Below are 19195 nucleotides of genomic sequence, written 5' to 3' on the forward strand. Positions count from 1 at the left end.
CGCCGACAACCTCTCAAAGCCTCACGGATTGAAATAGCCATGCGCAACAACCAACCCATTACACAACGCGAACGGACCTTCCCGGCTCAGCAACGGTTGATTTCCACGACCGACGCCAAAGGCGTGATCACTTACTGCAACGACGCCTTCGTCGAAATCAGTGGGTTTTCCCGTGAAGAGCTGATCCGTGCGCCGCACAACCTGGTCCGTCACCCTGACGTTCCGGCGGCGGTTTTCGCGCATATGTGGGGTACTTTGAAACAAGGCTTGCCATGGATGGGCATTGTCAAGAATCGCTGCAAGACCGGTGATCACTACTGGGTTAATGCCTACGTCACACCGGTTTTCGAAGGCAATCAGGTGGTCGGTTACGAGTCGGTGCGGATCAAACCCACCGCCGAACAGATCCGCCGTGCCGAAGCGCTCTACCAACGCATCAACCAGGGCAAGTCGGCGATTCCTTCGAGCGATAAATGGCTGCCGGTCCTGCAGGACTGGGTGCCGTTTATTCTGATCAGCCAGGTCAGCTTCATGATCGGTGCCTCGCTGAACTCCCACTGGGGTTTTGCCTTGGCTGCCGGCCTATCGGTGCCGCTGGGCCTGATGGGTTTGAGCTGGCAACAGCGCGGTCTCAAACGCCTGCTGGTCCTGGCCGGGCAAACCACTTCCGATCCGCTGATCGCCCAGATGTACACCGACAGCCGTGGCGCCCAGGCGCGTTTGGAGATGTCGATCCTCAGTCAGGAAGCACGCCTGAAAACCTGCCTGACCCGCCTGCAGGACACTGCCGAGCATCTGACCGAACAAGCGAAGCAGTCCGACACCCTGGCGCACAAAAGCTCCAACGGCCTGGAACGTCAACGGGTCGAAACCGAACAAGTGGCCACCGCCGTCAACCAGATGGCCGCTACCACCCAGGAAGTCGCCAGCCACGTGCAACGCACGGCGGACGCCACCCAGGAAGCCAATCGCCTGACCAGTCGCGGCCGCGATATCGCCGGGGAAACCCGTGAAGCGATTCAACGCCTGTCGGTGGTGGTCGGTGAAACCGGCCAGACTGTGACTCAACTGGCCAAGGACAGCGACGAAATCGGTGGTGTGGTCGATGTGATCAAAGGCATCGCTGACCAGACCAACCTGCTGGCGCTCAACGCCGCCATCGAAGCGGCTCGCGCCGGTGAAATGGGCCGTGGTTTCGCGGTTGTCGCCGATGAAGTACGGCAACTGGCGCAACGCACCAGCGAATCCACCGGGCAGATCCATGCGCTGATCGCCAAGCTGCAACAAACCGCCAACACCGCGGTACAAACCATGGACGCCGGGCATCGCCAGGCTGAAGAAGGTGTGGCGCGGGTGCTGGAAGCGGATCAGGCCCTGATCGGCATCAGCGAAGCGGTGGCGCACATCACCGACATGACCACGCAAATTGCAGCCGCGACCGAAGAGCAAAGCTCGGTGGCCGAAGAAATCAGCCGCAACATCAGCAACATCTCGCAACTGGCGGACCAGACCTCGGAGCAGGCGCAACACTCGGCGTTGTTAAGTGAAGAACTGACCAAGACTGCGAATACCCAGTATTCGTTGGTGGAGCGGTTTAACCGCTGATTGTTGCTGGAAGACAAAACCCGGACAGCTAACGCTTCCGGTTTTTTTTTTGGCCCATGAGATTGATCGCCGACAAGCACAAAGCATGTTTTTGACAAAGCGTCTAGCTGTCAAGTTTGACAGTAGACGTTTCTGAACAGAGGCCCTATCAATGGCTCGCCGACACGCGGCTCGGCGGTTGATTTATACCCCTGCGAGGAAAAGGATTGTGCAATGACCCCACGAGAGATTGTCATCCCCAAACAGAACAGTATTCAGGCAGCGGGGAACACCTTCTGCTGGAGTCTGGGCGGTAACCGAATCCACGCGCAGCACAGCTTTTTCTGCCGAATGCAGTCTGTACCGGGTCGCTGGGTTTTCAGCGGCCTTACAGGTTCGCCTGATCAAGACAATTACTTCAGCGTGGATTTCAATGTGCCCGCCCTGGGTGACGATGTGCTGGAACGCACTTACCAGCTCGGGGACGGGCAAGGACTGCGGGTTACCCACACCTACTCGCTTCCTGGCCCTGACGGGGTCAGCGTCATTGAGGTGATCGACGCCGATTATGCCGAACTGACGATCCGGCTCGACCCGATCAAAAGAACCGTGCGAGGCGACTTTAATGCCCACTTCAAGTCTGTTGGCCTGAAGCCGGAAGGCGCGTTCCAATTGAAAACCGAATAGCAATTACGCTCGGTTTTTTGCCTGGCAGACCGCTTTCGCGAGCAGGCTAACGCTCACTTGCTACTTGCCGCCGACAAGTACTTTCCACAGTTTTAATCCGGCGTCTAGCTGTCAAGGTTGACAGTAGACGCTCCTCAATCACGGGCTTATTAATTGATCGCCGATGCACCGCTCGGCCAATAATTGATAACTCCGTGATGAGAAGGATTTCTCCAATGAGCGCACACGCTATTTTTATCCCGAAAACAAACAGCATTCAGGCACCGGCAAACAAATTCAACTGGACCCTAGGCAGCAAAACCACCTACGCGCAGAACAGCTTCTTTTACCGCAGCCTGTTTGAACCTACCGGTGAGGCAAGTTGGGTTTTCAGCGGTTCTACCGGTTCTGGCGATGAAGAGAACTTCTTCAGTTTTCTCTTAATGGTGCCTTACCTGGGCGACGATCGGTTGGAACGCACTTACAAGCTCGGGGATGGGCAAGGATTGTTTTTCTCCCATACCCATTCAATTCCCGCCCCTCCCGGGTTCACTGGCTTCCAGACTGTCGATCCAAATGATGCTGAATTGGCGATTGTCATGGATCCTGTCAAAGGCACTGTAACGGGTGACTTTAATGCCAAGTTCAAGACTTATCGCCTCAGCCCGATCGGCACGTTCAAAATGACAAGAGACGATCAATAAAAGTGGATGACAGTTGCCAGGTTCGCTGAGGGTGTTTGATTGCGCATCCGAGAATGATGGTGCCCGGCAGATCGCTATCGCGGGCAAGCCTTGCTCCTACAGGTTTTGCGCTGCCGATACTGTAGGAGCGAGGCTTGCCCGCGAAGAGGCCCGCTGCAACGCCAAAGACATCACTGAAGAAACGCTGCCACCTTCTGCGCCGCAGCCGCCAAATGCTGCTCATGACTAAACCCCGAAGCCTTCAACGGTTTCAAATCATGATCCCCCGCCACCAGCCAAAACACCTCCATACTCGGCGATAACGAATACGCCTCGACCGCCTCACGATTGCCCAACGCATCCCGCTCGCCCTGCACAATCAAGGTCCGGGTCTTCAGCCCGGCCAAATGCTCGACCCGCGGCTTCTCCGGTTTGCCCACTGCGTAAAACGGATAGCCCAGGCACACCAGCGCGTCCGCGCCCAATTCATCCGCCAGCAAACTGGCCATCCGCCCGCCCATGGACTTGCCGCCAATGGCCAGGTGCCCAGTGACATGGCGTCGCACCTGGGCATACACCTCACGCCAGCATTCCAGCAGTTTCGGTGCCGGGTTCGGTGGGCGTTTGCCGCCGTCGAGGCGCCGTTGCGCCATGTAGGGAAACTCGAAGCGCAACACGTTGACGCCCAGTGCGACAAGGCGTGCAGCCATGTCGCTCATCCAACCGCTGTCCATCGGCGCACCGGCGCCGTGGGCGAGGATCAGCGTGGTCGATGACGGCTTCAACGCCGCATTCCACAGCCAGCCATTTTCCGCCACGCACCGCCCCCATTGATCCCCGTCAATACTGGCCTTGTGCTCTTTGCTCATGCTTGCCTCGCTTTTAGTCTGCCTATAACTCCAGGCGAAGGAAGCGTCATTGCTTTGCGGCTTACTCGCAAAGACAGGCCTTCACTTCGGCTGAACCGTGGATGGGGAACCATGAACACTTCTATCAGTACCGCCTACAACTACAAGGTGGTCCGCCAATTCGCCATTATGACGGTGGTGTGGGGCATCGTCGGCATGGGGCTCGGGGTTTTTCTCGCGGCTCAATTGGTCTGGCCCGAACTCAACTTCAATTTGCCGTGGACCAGTTTCGGCCGTTTGCGCCCGTTGCACACCAACGCGGTGATCTTCGCTTTCGGCGGTTGCGCCCTGTTCGCCAGTTCGTTCTATTCGGTGCAGCGCACCTGCCAGACCCAATTGTTTGCACCAAAAATCGCCCAGTTCTGCTTCTGGGGCTGGCAACTGGTGATTGTCCTGGCGGCCGTCAGCCTGCCGCTGGGTTACACCAGCTCCAAGGAATACGCCGAACTGGAATGGCCGATCGACATCCTGATCACCATCGTCTGGGTGGCCTACGCCATCGTGTTCTTCGGCACACTGGCCAAGCGCAAGACCAAGCACATCTACGTCGGTAACTGGTTTTTCGGCGCGTTCATCGTCACCGTGGCGATCCTGCACATCGTCAACAACCTGGAAATCCCGGTCAGTTGGACCAAGTCCTACTCGCTGTACGGCGGCGCCACTGACGCCATGGTGCAGTGGTGGTACGGCCACAACGCGGTGGGTTTCTTCCTGACTGCGGGCTTCCTCGGGATGATGTATTACTTCGTGCCGAAACAGGCCGAACGTCCGGTGTACTCGTATCGTTTGTCGATCGTGCACTTCTGGGCCCTGATCACCCTGTACATCTGGGCCGGTCCGCATCACTTGCACTACACCGCGCTGCCGGACTGGGCACAGTCGTTGGGCATGGTGATGTCGTTGATTCTGCTGGCGCCAAGCTGGGGCGGGATGATCAACGGGATGATGACGCTTTCGGGTGCCTGGCATAAGTTGCGCAGCGATCCGATCCTGCGCTTCCTCGTGGTGTCCCTGGCGTTCTACGGCATGTCGACCTTCGAAGGTCCGATGATGGCGATCAAAACCGTGAACGCCCTCTCCCACTACACCGACTGGACCATCGGCCATGTTCACGCCGGCGCGCTCGGCTGGGTGGCGATGATTTCCATCGGCGCGCTGTACCACATGATCCCGAAAATTTTCGGTCGCCCACAGATGCACAGCATCGGCCTGATCAACGCGCACTTCTGGCTCGCGACCATCGGCACCGTGCTCTACATCGCGTCGATGTGGGTCAACGGCATCGCCCAGGGCCTCATGTGGCGCGCTGTCAACGAAGACGGCACGCTGACCTACTCCTTCGTCGAAACCCTGGTGGCCAGCCACCCAGGCTTCGTCGTGCGGTTGGTGGGCGGTGCGATCTTCTTCAGCGGCATGTTGCTGATGGCCTACAACACTTGGCGCACCGTGCGGGCCTCGCAGCCTGCCGAAGCCACCGCTGCCGCGCAGATGGCCTGAGGAGTCCGCCATGAAACACGAAACCATCGAAAAAAACGTCGGCCTGCTGTTGCTGCTGATGGTCCTGGCCGTGAGCATCGGCGGTCTGACCCAGATCGTCCCGCTGTTCTTCCAGGACGTGACCAATAAACCGGTGGAAGGCATGAAGCCCTACACCGCGCTGCAACTGGAAGGTCGCGACATTTACATCCGCGAAGGCTGCGTCGGTTGCCACTCGCAGATGATCCGGCCGTTCCGCGCCGAAACCGAACGCTACGGGCACTACTCGGTGGCCGGTGAAAGCGTCTGGGATCACCCGTTCCTGTGGGGCTCGAAACGTACCGGGCCGGACCTGGCGCGAGTCGGCGGTCGCTACTCCGAAGACTGGCACCGCGCGCACTTGTACAACCCGCGCAACGTGGTGCCGGAATCGAAAATGCCCGGCTACCCATGGCTGGTCGCCAATCAGCTCGACAGCAGCCACACCGAAACCAAGATCAAGGCCATGCGCACCCTCGGCGTGCCGTACAGCGACGACGACATCAGCGGTGCCGTCGCCTCGCTCAAGGGCAAGACCGAAATGGACGCACTCGTCGCCTACCTGCAAGTGCTCGGCACTGCCATCAAGAGCAAGAGGTGAGCCATGTTCTTTGATATGAGCAGTGGAATGATCCGCGGCCTGGGCACGGTCGTGGTGTTTGTGGCCTTCGTCGGCCTCGCGTTGTGGGTGTTCAACGGCAAGCGCAGCCCGGAATTCGCCGAAGCGCGAATGCTGCCGTTCGCCGATGAACCACTACCCGACGACGCCACCCAAGAACCTGAAACAAGGAGTACCCGGCCATGACCACCTTCTGGAGTACGTGGATCTGCGTGCTGACCATCGGCAGCCTGATCGGCCTGACCTGGCTGCTGATCGGCACCCGCAAGGGCGAAACCAAGGGCAGCGTCGACCAGACCATGGGCCACAGCTTCGACGGCATCGAGGAGTACGACAACCCGCTGCCGCAGTGGTGGTTCATGCTGTTCGCCGGCACGTTGGTGTTTGCCGTGGGTTATCTGGTCCTCTATCCGGGCCTGGGCAACTGGAAAGGCATCCTGCCCGGCTACGAGGACGGCTGGACCGGCGTCCACGAGTGGGAAAAGGAGATGAACAAGGCAGACGCCAAATTCGGCCCGATCTTCGCCAAATTCGCCGCGATGCCGGTGGAAGAAGTCGCCAAGGACCCGCAAGCGCTGAAAATGGGCGGTCGCCTGTTTGCCTCCAATTGCGCGGTGTGCCACGGCTCGGATGCCAAGGGCGCCTTCGGCTTCCCCAACCTGGCCGACAGCGATTGGCGCTGGGGCGGCGATGCCGACATGATCAAAACCACGATCATGGGCGGGCGCATGGCCGCGATGCCCGCCTGGGGCGAAATCCTCGGTGAAGCGGGCGTGAAAAACGTTGCCGCGTATGTACGTCACGAACTGGCCGGACTGCCACTGCCCGCCGACAGCAACGCCGATGTGCAAGCCGGACAGCAACTGTTCAGCACGACATGCGTAGCCTGTCATGGGGCAAATGGCCACGGCACTGAAGCCATGGGCGCGCCGAACCTGACGCACCCGGCCGGATTTATCTACGGTTCAAGCCTGGCGCAACTGCAACAAACCATTCGTCATGGCCGCCAGGGCCATATGCCGGCGCAGAACGAACTGCTCGGCAACGATAAGGTGCAACTGCTCGCCGCCTACGTTTTCAGCCTTTCGAAGGGTGAGGAGCAGTTGAGCGGCAAGTTGCAAGCTACGAGCGGCAAGTAAAGGCATAAAAACCAGCGACAAGTTTCAAGCTACAAGCGGCAGTACAGGCAAAAGCAAAAGCTGCAAGCAACGAGATCCCTCTTGAAGCTTGCAGCTTGACGCTTATGGCTGCTTCTTTTTGTCACACCCCCTCCCCGCCTCCCTTTCGGTTCCCCGGTTTCGGGTCTACGCTTGCTCGATGCGGACTGGCAACGAGCCGGTTCCAGGTCGACCTTAGCCGATGTGTTCGACGAATCTGCTCGATGACAGGCCGCAAAGGCTGGTAGATACCGGCTGTCGTGCAAATTGCCTTCTGTCACCTGAACCTTGCGTTTGAACATACCCCGTTACAACTGACCTGAACCCCTCGCCTTTTTCATCCGCTGCGACATTTTGTCCGGGGCCGATTTTGTCCTTACGCGGCGCATGGAAAGGCCGCAGAATCAGCTTCTGAAAGCATTGACCCAGGTCATGGTGCGTTGCAATACCCCCCTGCTTTCTACATACTTGCGGCCGATTTTTATCCTAATAAAACACCCAAACCGTGGAACCTTAGAATGAGCACAGCAATCAGTCCGACTGCTTATAACTATAAGGTAGTCCGCCAGTTCGCCATCATGACGGTGGTCTGGGGGATCCTTGGCATGGGGCTTGGTGTCTTCATCGCCTCACAGCTCGTATGGCCGGAATTGAACTTCGGTCTGCCGTGGACGACTTTTGGACGCTTACGCCCGTTGCACACCAACCTGGTGATTTTCGCCTTCGGTGGTTGTGCACTGTTTGCCACTTCTTATTACGTCGTGCAGCGAACCTGCCAAACGCGACTGATTTCCGACAGCCTCGCGGCCTTCCACTTCTGGGGTTGGCAAGCGGTGATCATCGGCGCCATCGTTACCTTGCCGCTGGGTTACACCACCACCAAGGAATACGCCGAACTGGAATGGCCCCTGGCTATTCTGCTGGCTGTCGTCTGGGTCGTTTACGGCCTGGTGTTCTTCGGCACCATCGTCAAGCGCAAAACCAAGCACATCTATGTCGGTAACTGGTTCTACGGCGCGTTCATCGTCGTGACCGCGATGTTGCACATCGTCAACCACATGTCGCTGCCGGTCAGCCTGTTCAAGTCCTACTCGGCTTACTCGGGTGCGACGGACGCGATGATCCAGTGGTGGTACGGCCACAACGCGGTGGGTTTCTTCCTGACCACCGGCTTCCTGGGGATGATGTACTACTTCGTTCCGAAACAGGCCGAGCGTCCGATCTACTCCTATCGCCTGTCCATCGTGCACTTCTGGGCGCTGATCACCCTGTACATCTGGGCCGGTCCGCACCACTTGCACTACACCGCACTGCCGGACTGGGCTCAGTCCCTGGGCATGGCGATGTCGATCATCCTGCTCGCGCCAAGCTGGGGCGGCATGATCAACGGCATGATGACCCTGTCGGGCGCCTGGCATAAGCTGCGCACCGACCCGATCCTACGCTTCCTCGTGGTGTCGCTGGCGTTCTACGGCATGTCGACCTTCGAAGGCCCGATGATGGCGATCAAGACCGTCAACTCGCTCTCGCACTACACCGACTGGACCATCGGCCACGTACACGCCGGCGCGCTCGGCTGGGTGGCGATGATCTCGATCGGCGCGATCTACCACATGATCCCGAAACTGTTCGGTCGCGTGCAGATGCACAGCATCGGCCTGATCAACACGCACTTCTGGCTCGCGACCATCGGTACCGTTCTGTACATCGCTTCGATGTGGGTCAACGGCATTACCCAGGGTCTGATGTGGCGTGCAATCAACGACGACGGCACCCTCACCTACTCGTTCGTCGAAGCGCTGCAAGCCAGCCACCCTGGCTACATCGTTCGCGCCCTGGGCGGTGCGTTCTTTGCCAGCGGCATGCTGTTCATGGCCTACAACGTATGGCGTACCGTACGTGCCTCGAACCCGGCTGAAGCCGAAGCCGCCGCTCAGATTGCTGTAGTTGGAGCTCACTGATGAAGCATGAAGCAGTCGAGAAGAACATTGGCCTGCTGGCCTTCTTCATGGTCATTGCCGTCAGCATCGGCGGCCTGACCCAGATCGTTCCGCTGTTTTTCCAGGACGTCACCAACAAGCCGGTCGAAGGCATGAAGCCTCGCCCCGCGCTTGAAGTCGAAGGACGCGACGTGTTCATCGCCAACGGTTGTGTCGGCTGCCACTCGCAGATGATCCGCCCGTTCCGTGCTGAAACCGAACGTTACGGCCACTACTCGGTCGCCGGTGAAAGCGTCTGGGACCACCCGTTCCTGTGGGGTTCCAAGCGTACCGGTCCGGACCTGGCCCGCGTCGGCGGTCGTTACTCCGATGACTGGCAGCGTGCGCATTTGTACAACCCGCGCAACGTAGTGCCTGAGTCGAAAATGCCGGCCTACCCGTTCCTCGTGGAAAACAAGCTCGACGGCAAAGACACCGCCAAGAAACTGGAAGTCTTGCGCACGCTCGGCGTCCCTTACACCGACGAAGACATCGCCGGCGCCAAGGATGCTGTGAAGGGCAAAACCGAAATGGACGCGCTGGTGGCCTATCTGCAAGGCCTGGGCACCATCATCAAAAGCAAACGGTGATTTAGATGGATATCGGGATGATTCGTGGCCTGGGCACCGTTGTTGTGATGGTGGCCTTCATCGGTCTGGCGTTGTGGGTGTTCAGCCCCAAGCGCAAGTCGGAGTTTGAAGACGCGACCTTGCTGCCTTTCGCGGATGATCCCGAAGCCATCAAGCACGTCGAGCAAGCTTCTAGGAGTAACAAAGAATGACTACGTTCTGGAGTCTGTACGTCACAGTCCTCAGTCTGGGTACTATCTTCGCCCTGACCTGGCTGCTGCTGTCCACCCGCAAGGGCCAGCGCAGCGAAGCCACCGAAGAGACTGTTGGCCACTCCTTCGACGGGATCGAGGAGTACGACAACCCACTGCCTAAATGGTGGTTCATGCTGTTTGTGGGCACCATCATCTTCGCCCTGGGCTACCTGGTGCTGTATCCAGGCCTGGGTAACTGGAAAGGCCTGCTGCCGGGTTACAACTACCTCGATAACGACAAGCAGACCGCGTTCGCCAACGGCCAGACCGGCTGGACCGGCGTCCACGAGTGGGAAAAGGAAATGGCCAAGTCGGACGCCAAGTTCGGCCCGATCTTCGCCAAGTTCGCTTCCATGCCGATCGAAGAAGTCGCCAAGGACCCACAGGCCCTGAAGATGGGTGGCCGTTTGTTCGCCTCCAACTGCTCGGTTTGCCACGGTTCCGACGCCAAGGGCGCTTATGGCTTCCCCAACCTGACCGACGCCGACTGGCGCTGGGGCGGCGAGCCGGAAACCATCAAGACCACCATCATGGGCGGCCGTCATGCGGTCATGCCAGCGTGGGCGGAAGTGATCGGCGAGCAAGGCGTTGCGGACGTTGCCTCGTTCGTGCTGACCAACCTCGATGGCCGCAAGCTGCCGGAAGGCACCAAGGCCGACCCGGTTGCCGGGCAGAAACTGTTCGCCGCCAACTGCGCCGTATGTCACGGCCCGGAAGGCAAAGGCACCCCGGCAATGGGCGCGCCTAACCTGACCCACCCGGCCGCGTTCATCTACGGTTCGAGCTTCGCGCAACTGCAGCAGACCATCCGTTACGGCCGTCAGGGCCAGATGCCTGCGCAAGAACAGCTGCAAGGCAACGACAAGGTTCACCTGCTGGCCGCTTACGTCTACAGCCTGTCTCACGGAGAGAAGGCTCCGGCGGCGGATGCTCAGTAAGGCAAACGCTTGATGCAATAAAAACGGCCCCGCCAATATAAATTGGCGGGGCCTTTTTTTTGTAGGCCCGTGACTATGGCGACCAGTGGTGGTGCCGCTCTCCCCTCTCGGGTTGCGAGAGCGACCATAGAGTAGTAACGTTTCTACAAAGCACTTTAAAGAGGGGCTGCCATGATGGCTATCACCACGATTTCCAGCCGTGAATTCAACCAGGACACAAGCAGTGCCAAAAAAGCCACACGTCAGGGCCCGGTTATCATTACCGACCGTGGCAGGCCGGCTCACGTACTGCTAAGTATTGAGGAGTATCAAAAACTGACCGGCAGCAACGCCAACATCGTCGACCTCCTCGTCATGCCAGAAGCGGCAGACATTGACTTCGAAACCGAGCGTGCCGTGATCACTCATCGACCTGTGGACCTGTCTTGATGTTTCTACTCGACACCAATGTAATTTCTGAACTGCGTAAACCCCAGGCTGATGCGAACGTTGTCGCCTGGGCCAAAAGCGTCATTGCGCCACGCCTTTTTATTTCGGCTATTACCTTGAAAGAACTGGAGACAGGGGTTCTTCGTATGGAACACCGTGATCCTGCTCAGGGAAAGGTGTTACGCACTTGGTTGAAGCGCCACGTCATACCAGCTTTTGATGCCAGGATCCTGCCTGTCGATGCCGCCGTGGCATTACGTTGTGCCAGCTTGCATGTTCCGGATCAAGTCAACGAAAGCGACGCTTTGATCGCTGCGACTGCTCTGGTTCATGGCCTGACGGTGGTCACCCGAAACATCGGTGATTTTCAATCCAGTGGTGTCGCATTGATCAATCCATGGGTTGAATGAATTCGTGGCAGTCTGGCCGCTTACGTCTACAGCCTGTCTCACAGTGAGAAGGCTCCGGCGGCGGATGCTCAGTAAGGCAAACGCTTGACCACAATACGAAAAGGCCCCGTCATCTGACGGGGTCTTTTTTATTGGCGCAACACTCCTAGCGGCGAACCGGGATTGTCTTCACCTCGGTCTGTTTAGGCCATTTATTTTCCTTGACCATGCTCACCGTCAGGCTTTTGCGATCCTCGGAAAAGCTGGCCGTCAGGTAAGTCTGCTGCGAAGCCCCACCGCTCAAAAAGACCGGCACGTCACCAAAGAAAGTACGCTGGTCATAGCCCCACCAAGTGCCGGCATCCCGGTGATAGTGCCCGGCAAACACAGCGCTCACCTGGTACTTCTGAATCATCAACCTGAACCGCTCAACCTGTTCGGGGCTGCCCTTCCACTCATCCGGCTTGTGCATATTGAGCAGGATGATCCGGCCTTTTTCCCGGGCCACTTTCAGATCCTGCTCCAGCCAGTCGAGGGAGTCCCTGATTTGATAGACAGTCGGTATGCCCCAATTCCAAGCGGTGAACACCGTCGAATAGGTGGGTTCGTTATGTAACTGCACGAAATGGACGTCCCCGAAAACCCTGGAGTACGCCAGACTGCCGATAACGGACTTGGCGATAGAACCTTCGCTACTCGCCTTCATATCAAGCGAGTCCAACTTGCCTAAGTAATGACTCTGAAAATCCACAACACTGCCGGCCGCACAATTATTCAAAAAACAATCATCCACATTATTTTCATAATCATGATTACCCAGGCCGTAGTCAAAATAACCACCCAAGTGTTTATCCAGAATCGGTTTAACCGTTGATCTTTGCCAGCCATGCCCGAAGGCCGTCATGTCACCGTTAATCATCACCGGGACTTTCGAAGCACCGCCATAAAACGTCCTGAAACTGGCGATATCCGAATACTGGGTTTCGATCAGCCATTTGGAGCGTGCATCGCGCTCGCCATCGGTCTGGGCCTCGCCACTGTCCGTTCGTTCGGTCCAGGGGTATTGTGGATCGGAAGCAAATACCAGGTGCCGGGGTGAATAATCAAGTTGTTCAGCATAAACAGGCACATTGAAAAACAACACCAGACCCAATAACGAGCCAGCCTTTACAAATACACTCATAGAAATCCATTTCCGTTTTTAATAATGACAAACAACAGAACACTTTTATTGGTGCCCAGGACAACGTTATGCCAACGTTCAATCAAAAACAAACAACCGCAGATTCTATAGTTATAAAAGATATGTCCCGGCAATCCAGCCAACACCCTAAACACATACTATTAAACCGTGTGGTGTGCATGCAGCTACGGCGTCGATAGCCTGCCCCATGCGTGACCGTCACAATTTGAGACTGACTTTTAATCGACCGAATGCCTTGCGGCCTGTAGGTTTTTCACCACTTGAAAGCCCACCTTCCAAAGTGAGGCGTTCAAGAACAGCGAAATGCATTCTCAGGTCATCACCAAGGAAGAAATGACATGTCCCATTTTGAAAACAGTCTCCAACCCTCTGAAATCATCTTGGCGTTGGCCCCTGGAAACGGGTCAGGCGGACTGGACGGCTTGGGTGGCGGTCGTCTCCCCAGGACTTGACCGCTCCCTGACACAGGGCCGCGCCAACGCGCAGCCCTCGAAGCAAATAGCGGATCGTCTATAGTCAATTGATCTGGATCACGATTTGTTACATCTGCTACACCATCTTCGCTTTTCTCCCAACGCGACCAAAGGTCGCACCCTTGAGCTAGAGCGACAGGCGTATCATTGCGCCACTGCAACACCTCTTTTTGACCGCGGTCGGCATGTACTGACCGAGGCATTTTTCCACTGCCGTGGGATGCAATGATGAGCAATCAGATTCCGGTACACGACGTTACCCCGCCTGCCAAGAACGCGAACAATAGCGTCGACCTCTACGCCTCTCGAGAAAAGATCTACACCCGCGCTTTCACCGGCCTGTTCCGCAACCTGCGGATGATGGGCGGCGCTGCGTTGTTCCTGCTGTACTTCGGCACGGTGTGGCTGAACTGGGGTGGCCATCAGGCCGTCTGGTGGAACCTGCCTGAACGTAAATTCTTCATCTTCGGCGCGACCTTCTGGCCCCAGGATTTCATCCTGCTCTCGGGCCTGCTGATCATCAGCGCCTTCGGACTGTTCTTCATCACCGTGTACGCCGGGCGAGTCTGGTGCGGCTATACCTGCCCGCAGAGTGTCTGGACCTGGATCTTCATGTGGTGCGAAAAAGTCACCGAAGGCGATCGCAACCAACGCATCAAGCTCGACAAGACGCCGATGAGCGCTAACAAATTCCTGCGCAAGCTCAGCAAACACAGCCTGTGGCTGTTGATCGGCTTCGTCACCGGCATGACCTTTGTCGGTTACTTCTCGCCGATCCGCGAGCTGACCATCGACTTCTTCACCGGTGAGGCCGATGGCTGGTCGTACTTCTGGGTCGGTTTCTTCACCCTCGCCACCTACGGCAATGCCGGCTGGTTACGCGAGCAGGTGTGCATCTACATGTGCCCGTATGCGCGCTTCCAGAGCGTGATGTTCGACAAGGACACCCTGATCGTGTCCTACGACCCGCGGCGTGGCGAGTCCCGTGGTCCGCGCAAGAAAGGCGTGGACTACAAGGCTCAGGGCCTGGGCGATTGCATCGACTGCACCATGTGCGTCCAGGTCTGCCCGACCGGGATCGACATCCGCGACGGCCTGCAAATCGAGTGCATCGGCTGCGCTGCGTGCATCGATGCCTGCGACAGCATCATGGACAAGATGGACTACCCCCGCGGGCTGATCAGCTACACCACCGAGCACAACCTGTCCGGACAGAAAACCCATAAACTGCGCCCGCGCCTGATTGGTTATGCGCTGGTGCTACTGACCATGATCGGCTTGCTGGTCACCGCGTTCTTCATGCGTTCGCTGGTGGGGTTCGATGTCAGCAAGGACCGCGTGCTGTACCGCGAGAACGCCGAAGGCCGGATCGAAAACGTCTACAGCCTGAAGATCATGAACAAAGACCAGCGCGACCACACGTACCTGCTCGAAGCCAGTGGGTTGCCGGACCTCAAGCTGCAAGGCAAGCGTGAAATCAAAGTCGCCGCCGGGGAAATTTTCAGCCAGCCGGTGGAGCTGTCCAGCGCGCCGGAGCAATTGCCATCGAGCACCAATGAGGTGAAATTCACCCTCAAGGATGCCGATGACGACAGCGTCCACGTTGAAGCCAAGAGCCGATTCATCGGCCCACAAATTCGTTGAGAGAAGTGATCATGCCCGCAGCAACTGCCGCAAGCCCTTGGTACAAGCATCTTTGGCCGTGGATCATCATCGGGATCCTCGCCTGCTCGGTGACCCTGACCCTGTCCATGGTGACCATCGCGGTCAACAACCCGGACAACCTGGTCAACGATAACTACTACGAGGCCGGCAAAGGCATCAACCGCTCCCTGGACCGTGAGTTGCTGGCCCAGACCCTGCAACTGCGCGCCAACGTGCATCTGGATGAGCTGACCGGTGAAGTCGACCTGCGCCTGAGCGGCAACAGCCAGCCCAAGACCGTCGAGCTGAACCTGATCTCGCCGACCCAACCGGAGAAGGATCGCAAGATCACCCTGACCCGTAGCGAAACCGAACAGGGCCGCTACATCGGCCAGATGAGCGACAAGGTCGAAGGCCGCCGTTTTGTCGAATTGCTGGGCGTACAGGACGACAAGACCTGGCGCATGTTCGAAGAAGAACAGGTCAGCCATGACAAGGACTTGCTGCTGGGTGATGAGCCGTTGCAGGGTGCTGAAGACCTGAAGAAGTAAATCTCACTGTGATCGTTCCCACGCTCTGCGTGGGAACGCAGCCAGGGACGCTCCGCGTCCCAGCCAAAGCGGACGCGGAGCGTCCGGGGAGGCATTCCCACGCAGAGCGTGGGAACGATCATCGGACAACACCCTGTGAAAACCCCATGACCACCCCAACCCCTTGCTACCACTGCGCCCTGCCCGTCCCGGCCGGCAGCCGCTTCACCGCCGTTGTCCTCGGTGAAACCCGCGAACTCTGCTGCCCGGGTTGCCAGGCCGTGGCCGAAGCCATCGTGGCCGGGGGGTTGGAAAGTTATTACCAGCATCGCAGCGAAGCCTCGTCCAACCCCGAAACCCTGCCAGTGCAATTGGTGGACGAACTGGCGTTGTATGACCGCGCCGACGTCCAGAAACCCTTCGTCCGCCACGAAGGCGAACTCGCTGAAACCACGCTGTTAATGGAAGGCATCAGCTGCGCCGCCTGCGGCTGGCTGATCGAAAAACACCTGCGCGGCTTGCCGGCGGTGGTCGAGGCGCGGCTGAACCTGTCCAACCATCGTCTGCACGTGCGCTGGGCCGACGCGCAACTGCCGCTGAGCCAGGTGCTCGGCGAATTACGCCATATCGGTTACGTCGCCCACCCTTATCAAGCCGACCGCGCCAGCGAACAACTGGCCAGCGAAAATCGCCTGGCCCTGCGCCAACTCGGCGTCGCGGGATTGCTGTGGTTCCAGGCGATGATGGCGACCATGGCCACCTGGCCAGAATTCAACATCGACTTAAGCCCTGAACTGCACACCATCCTGCGCTGGGTCGCGCTGTTCCTGACCACGCCCATCGTCTTCTACAGCTGCGCGCCATTCTTCAAGGGCGCCATGCGCGATCTGCGCACTCGGCACCTGACCATGGACGTTTCGGTGTCGCTGGCGATCGGCAGCGCTTATCTCGCCGGGATCTGGACGTCGATCACCGGCATCGGCGAGTTGTATTTCGATGCCGTCGGCATGTTCGCGCTGTTCCTGCTGGCCGGGCGCTACCTGGAACGTCGCGCCCGGGAACGCACCGCCGCCGCCACCGCGCAACTGGTCAACCTGCTGCCCGCCTCCTGTCTGCGCCTGAGTGCCGATGGCCAGAGCGAGCGCATCCTGCTCAGCGAATTGCGCGTCGGCGATCAGGTGCTGGTGCACCCCGGCGCGATCCTCCCGGCCGATGGCAAGATCCTCGACGGCCAGTCGAGCATCGACGAGTCCCTGCTCACCGGCGAATACCTGCCGCAACCGCGCACCCTGGGTGACGCGGTGACTGCCGGCACGTTGAATGTCGAAGGTGCGTTGACCGTGGAAGTGCTGGCGCTGGGTCACGACACCCGACTGTCCGCCATCGTCCGCCTGCTGGACCGCGCTCAAGCCGAAAAACCGCGCCTGGCGGAAATCGCCGACCGCGCTGCCCAATGGTTCTTGTTGCTGTCGCTGATCGCAGCCGCCGCCATCGGTTTGCTGTGGTGGGAACTGGATTCATCGCGGGCGTTCTGGATTGTACTGGCGATGCTCGTGGCGACCTGCCCGTGCGCCTTGTCCCTCGCCACGCCGACAGCCCTGACCGCCGCCACCGGCACGCTGCATAAATTGGGCTTGCTGCTGACCCGCGGCCATGTTCTGGAAGGCCTGAACCAGATCGACACCGTGATTTTCGACAAGACTGGCACGCTGACGGAAGGTCGTCTGGCCCTGCGTTCGATTCGCCTCCTCGGGGCCCTCGGCAGCGATGAATGCCTGGGGCTCGCGGCCGCCCTGGAAAACCGTTCCGAACACCCGATCGCCCGAGCCTTTGGCCGTGCGCCATTGGCCGCCGAAGAAGTCCTCAGTACGCCAGGGCTCGGTCTTGAAGGTCTGGTCGGAGAGCAACGGCTGCGTATCGGCCAACCGGGTTTTGTCTGCGAACTCAGTGGCGCTGTCGTACCGCTGATGCCGGACGAAGCCGGACAGTGGCTGCTGCTTGGCGATCAAACAGGACCGCTGGCGTGGTTTGTCCTCGACGACCGCTTGCGCGCCGACGCCCCGGCACTGCTCGCTGCGTGCAAGGCGCGCGGCTGGCGCACGTTGTTGCTGTCCGGCGACAGCTCGCCGATGGTCGCCAGCGTCGCCGCCGAACTGGGCATCGACGAGGCCCGTGGCGGCTTGCGTCCCGATGACAAGTTGCAAGTGCTGCAACAGCTGCACAAGGAAGGTCGCAAGGTGTTGATGCTCGGTGACGGGGTCAACGATGTGCCGGTGCTGGCCGCGGCCGACATCAGCGTGGCCATGGGTTCAGCCACCGATCTGGCGAAAACCAGCGCCGACGCCGTGCTGCTGTCCAACCGCCTCGACGCCCTGGTCCAAGCCTTCAGCCTGGCGCGGCGCACCCGCCGGGTAATCATCGAGAACCTGCTGTGGGCCGGGCTGTACAATGGCCTCATGTTGCCGTTCGCCGCCCTCGGCTGGATCACTCCGGTGTGGGCCGCGGTCGGCATGTCGATCAGTTCGTTGACCGTGGTGCTGAACGCCTTGCGCCTGACTCGCATGCCGAGCACGCCCAAGGCCAGCGCCACGCCAGAAACCCGCCCGCTGCCGGCTTGAGCCGCGCGGGCACGGAGTTACCGATGCCAGCTCTTTACATAATGATCCCGGCAGCGCTGCTGATCGTGGCCATCGCCGTCTACATCTTCTTCTGGGCGGTCGACAGTGGTCAGTACGACGACCTCGACGGCCCGGCCCACAGCATTCTGTTCGACGACCAGGACCCGAACCACACCGCAGCGGTCGATGAAGCCAGCGGTCATCCCGCCAAACCTGACGACAAGGCGCCACCCCATGCTTGAGCTGGCGCCCCTGCTGGTATCAGCGGTAATTCTCGGCCTGCTCGGTGGCGGCCATTGCCTGGGCATGTGCGGCGGCTTGATGGGCGCGCTGACCCTGGCGATTCCCAAGGAACAACGCAGTCGTCGCTTCAGATTATTGCTGGCCTACAACCTGGGCCGAATTCTCAGCTACGCCACGGCGGGCCTGCTGATCGGCCTGGCCGGCTGGGCAGTGGCCAACAGCCCGGCGGCGATGTTCATGCGCATCATCGCCGGGCTGCTGTTGATCAGCATGGGCCTGTACCTGGCCGGTTGGTGGAGCGGCCTGACCCGCATCGAAAGCCTCGGTCGCGGCCTGTGGCGGCATATTCAGCCGGTTGCCAACAAACTGCTGCCAGTGTCGAGCCTGCCCCGCGCCCTGCTGCTGGGCGCACTCTGGGGCTGGCTGCCGTGCGGGCTGGTTTACAGCACGTTGCTGTGGGCGGCGAGCCAAGGGAATGCGCTGGACAGTGCGTTGTTGATGTTGGCGTTCGGCCTAGGGACGTGGCCGGTTTTATTGGCCACAGGACTGGCGGCCGAGCGGGTTACGGCGCTATTGCGCAAGCGCAGTGTGCGGATGAGTGGCGGGTTGCTGGTGATTTTGTTCGGGATCTGGACGTTGCCTGGGCCGCATCAGCATTGGCTCATGGGACATTAGATCGGCGGCGCGGCCTTCGCGGGCAAGCCTTGCTCCTACAGGAGTCCGTAGGAGCGAGCGGTGCGACGATTCGACTTGCCCGCGAAGAGGCCCGCATTGGCCACACAGATCGTCCGTT

20 protein-coding genes are annotated in these 19195 nt (G+C 59.2%); 18 read left to right on the forward strand and 2 right to left on the reverse strand.

Annotated elements, in window-relative coordinates:
* The first annotated feature begins 39 nt into the window (after positions 1 to 39).
* From BK667_RS26410 to BK667_RS26420, 3 genes are all read left to right on the forward strand, one after another.
* The gene (locus BK667_RS26410; RefSeq protein WP_123512223.1) at positions 40 to 1605 is read left to right on the forward strand and encodes a methyl-accepting chemotaxis protein Aer; all 1566 of its coding nucleotides are present in this window, start codon (positions 40 to 42) and stop codon (positions 1603 to 1605) included.
* A 213-nt stretch (positions 1606 to 1818) separates the two neighbouring features.
* Positions 1819 to 2271 carry a hypothetical protein gene (locus tag BK667_RS26415; protein WP_123599359.1) on the forward strand — a complete coding sequence of 151 codons (453 nt, stop codon included), beginning with the start codon at positions 1819 to 1821 and terminating at the stop codon, positions 2269 to 2271.
* Positions 2272 to 2486: 215 nt separating this feature from the next.
* Positions 2487 to 2954 carry a hypothetical protein gene (locus BK667_RS26420; RefSeq protein ID WP_123599360.1) on the forward strand — a complete coding sequence of 156 codons (468 nt, stop codon included), beginning with the start codon at positions 2487 to 2489 and terminating at the stop codon, positions 2952 to 2954.
* A gap of 170 nt (positions 2955 to 3124) precedes the next feature.
* Here BK667_RS26420 and BK667_RS26430 read toward each other — a convergent pair whose 3' ends face one another.
* Entirely contained in the window at positions 3125 to 3802 is a 678-nt protein-coding gene (locus BK667_RS26430; RefSeq protein WP_123599361.1) for an alpha/beta family hydrolase, read from the reverse strand.
* Positions 3803 to 3913: 111 nt separating this feature from the next.
* On the opposite strand from BK667_RS26430, the gene ccoN (BK667_RS26435) reads away from it, so the two are divergent.
* From ccoN (BK667_RS26435) to BK667_RS26480, 10 genes are all read left to right on the forward strand, one after another.
* Positions 3914 to 5338, forward strand: coding sequence for a cytochrome-c oxidase, cbb3-type subunit I (gene ccoN / locus BK667_RS26435; RefSeq protein ID WP_123599362.1), 1425 nt, complete (start codon positions 3914 to 3916; stop codon positions 5336 to 5338).
* 10 nt (positions 5339 to 5348) lie between these two features.
* Positions 5349 to 5957 (forward strand): cytochrome-c oxidase, cbb3-type subunit II, encoded by a 609-nt coding sequence (gene ccoO / locus BK667_RS26440; RefSeq protein WP_123512214.1) that lies wholly within the window; start codon positions 5349 to 5351, stop codon positions 5955 to 5957.
* Between the two features lie 3 nt (positions 5958 to 5960).
* A complete protein-coding gene (locus BK667_RS26445; RefSeq protein WP_123599363.1) occupies positions 5961 to 6161 on the forward strand; it encodes a cbb3-type cytochrome oxidase subunit 3 in 201 nt (66 codons plus the stop codon).
* Complete coding sequence (gene ccoP / locus BK667_RS26450) at positions 6158 to 7114, forward strand: cytochrome-c oxidase, cbb3-type subunit III (RefSeq protein WP_123512212.1); 957 nt, start codon at positions 6158 to 6160, stop codon at positions 7112 to 7114. The genes BK667_RS26445 and ccoP (BK667_RS26450) overlap by 4 nt, the downstream gene beginning before the upstream one ends.
* A gap of 536 nt (positions 7115 to 7650) precedes the next feature.
* Positions 7651 to 9093: a cytochrome-c oxidase, cbb3-type subunit I gene (gene ccoN, locus BK667_RS26455; RefSeq protein ID WP_123403345.1), complete on the forward strand. Its 1443-nt coding sequence runs from the start codon at positions 7651 to 7653 to the stop codon at positions 9091 to 9093.
* Entirely contained in the window at positions 9093 to 9701 is a 609-nt protein-coding gene (ccoO, locus tag BK667_RS26460) for a cytochrome-c oxidase, cbb3-type subunit II (RefSeq protein ID WP_054054085.1), read from the forward strand. The genes ccoN (BK667_RS26455) and ccoO (BK667_RS26460) overlap by 1 nt, the downstream gene beginning before the upstream one ends.
* A gap of 5 nt (positions 9702 to 9706) precedes the next feature.
* Complete coding sequence (locus BK667_RS26465; protein WP_003175465.1) at positions 9707 to 9892, forward strand: CcoQ/FixQ family Cbb3-type cytochrome c oxidase assembly chaperone; 186 nt, start codon at positions 9707 to 9709, stop codon at positions 9890 to 9892.
* The gene (ccoP, locus tag BK667_RS26470) at positions 9889 to 10872 is read left to right on the forward strand and encodes a cytochrome-c oxidase, cbb3-type subunit III (protein WP_123599364.1); all 984 of its coding nucleotides are present in this window, start codon (positions 9889 to 9891) and stop codon (positions 10870 to 10872) included. Before BK667_RS26465 ends, ccoP (BK667_RS26470) begins: the two co-directional genes overlap by 4 nt.
* A 174-nt stretch (positions 10873 to 11046) precedes the next feature.
* On the forward strand, positions 11047 to 11301 hold the full coding sequence (locus BK667_RS26475; RefSeq protein ID WP_185058284.1) for a type II toxin-antitoxin system Phd/YefM family antitoxin: 255 nt from the start codon (positions 11047 to 11049) through the stop codon (positions 11299 to 11301).
* A complete protein-coding gene (locus BK667_RS26480; protein ID WP_123599365.1) occupies positions 11301 to 11711 on the forward strand; it encodes a type II toxin-antitoxin system VapC family toxin in 411 nt (136 codons plus the stop codon). Before BK667_RS26475 ends, BK667_RS26480 begins: the two co-directional genes overlap by 1 nt.
* 145 nt (positions 11712 to 11856) lie before the next feature.
* Here the strand turns inward: BK667_RS26480 and BK667_RS26485 are convergent, their stop codons facing one another.
* Positions 11857 to 12873 (reverse strand): metallophosphoesterase family protein, encoded by a 1017-nt coding sequence (locus tag BK667_RS26485; protein ID WP_123599366.1) that lies wholly within the window; start codon positions 12871 to 12873, stop codon positions 11857 to 11859.
* A 722-nt stretch (positions 12874 to 13595) separates the two neighbouring features.
* Between BK667_RS26485 and ccoG the strand changes: the two genes are divergently transcribed.
* The 5 genes from ccoG (at position 13596) to BK667_RS26510 (ending at position 19077) form a co-directional block, all read left to right on the forward strand.
* Positions 13596 to 15011 (forward strand): cytochrome c oxidase accessory protein CcoG, encoded by a 1416-nt coding sequence (gene ccoG / locus BK667_RS26490; protein ID WP_123599367.1) that lies wholly within the window; start codon positions 13596 to 13598, stop codon positions 15009 to 15011.
* Between the two features lie 11 nt (positions 15012 to 15022).
* Positions 15023 to 15562 (forward strand): FixH family protein, encoded by a 540-nt coding sequence (locus tag BK667_RS26495; RefSeq protein ID WP_123403332.1) that lies wholly within the window; start codon positions 15023 to 15025, stop codon positions 15560 to 15562.
* Positions 15563 to 15708: 146 nt separating this feature from the next.
* On the forward strand, positions 15709 to 18159 hold the full coding sequence (locus BK667_RS26500) for a heavy metal translocating P-type ATPase (protein WP_123599368.1): 2451 nt from the start codon (positions 15709 to 15711) through the stop codon (positions 18157 to 18159).
* A 23-nt stretch (positions 18160 to 18182) separates the two neighbouring features.
* The gene (ccoS, locus tag BK667_RS26505) at positions 18183 to 18401 is read left to right on the forward strand and encodes a cbb3-type cytochrome oxidase assembly protein CcoS (RefSeq protein ID WP_123512196.1); all 219 of its coding nucleotides are present in this window, start codon (positions 18183 to 18185) and stop codon (positions 18399 to 18401) included.
* Positions 18394 to 19077: a sulfite exporter TauE/SafE family protein gene (locus BK667_RS26510; RefSeq protein WP_123599369.1), complete on the forward strand. Its 684-nt coding sequence runs from the start codon at positions 18394 to 18396 to the stop codon at positions 19075 to 19077. The genes ccoS and BK667_RS26510 overlap by 8 nt, the downstream gene beginning before the upstream one ends.
* The last annotated feature ends 118 nt before the right edge of the window (positions 19078 to 19195 follow it).

The organism is Pseudomonas frederiksbergensis (assembly GCF_003732705.1).
In the GTDB taxonomy this organism is placed as follows: domain Bacteria; phylum Pseudomonadota; class Gammaproteobacteria; order Pseudomonadales; family Pseudomonadaceae; genus Aquipseudomonas; species Aquipseudomonas frederiksbergensis_F.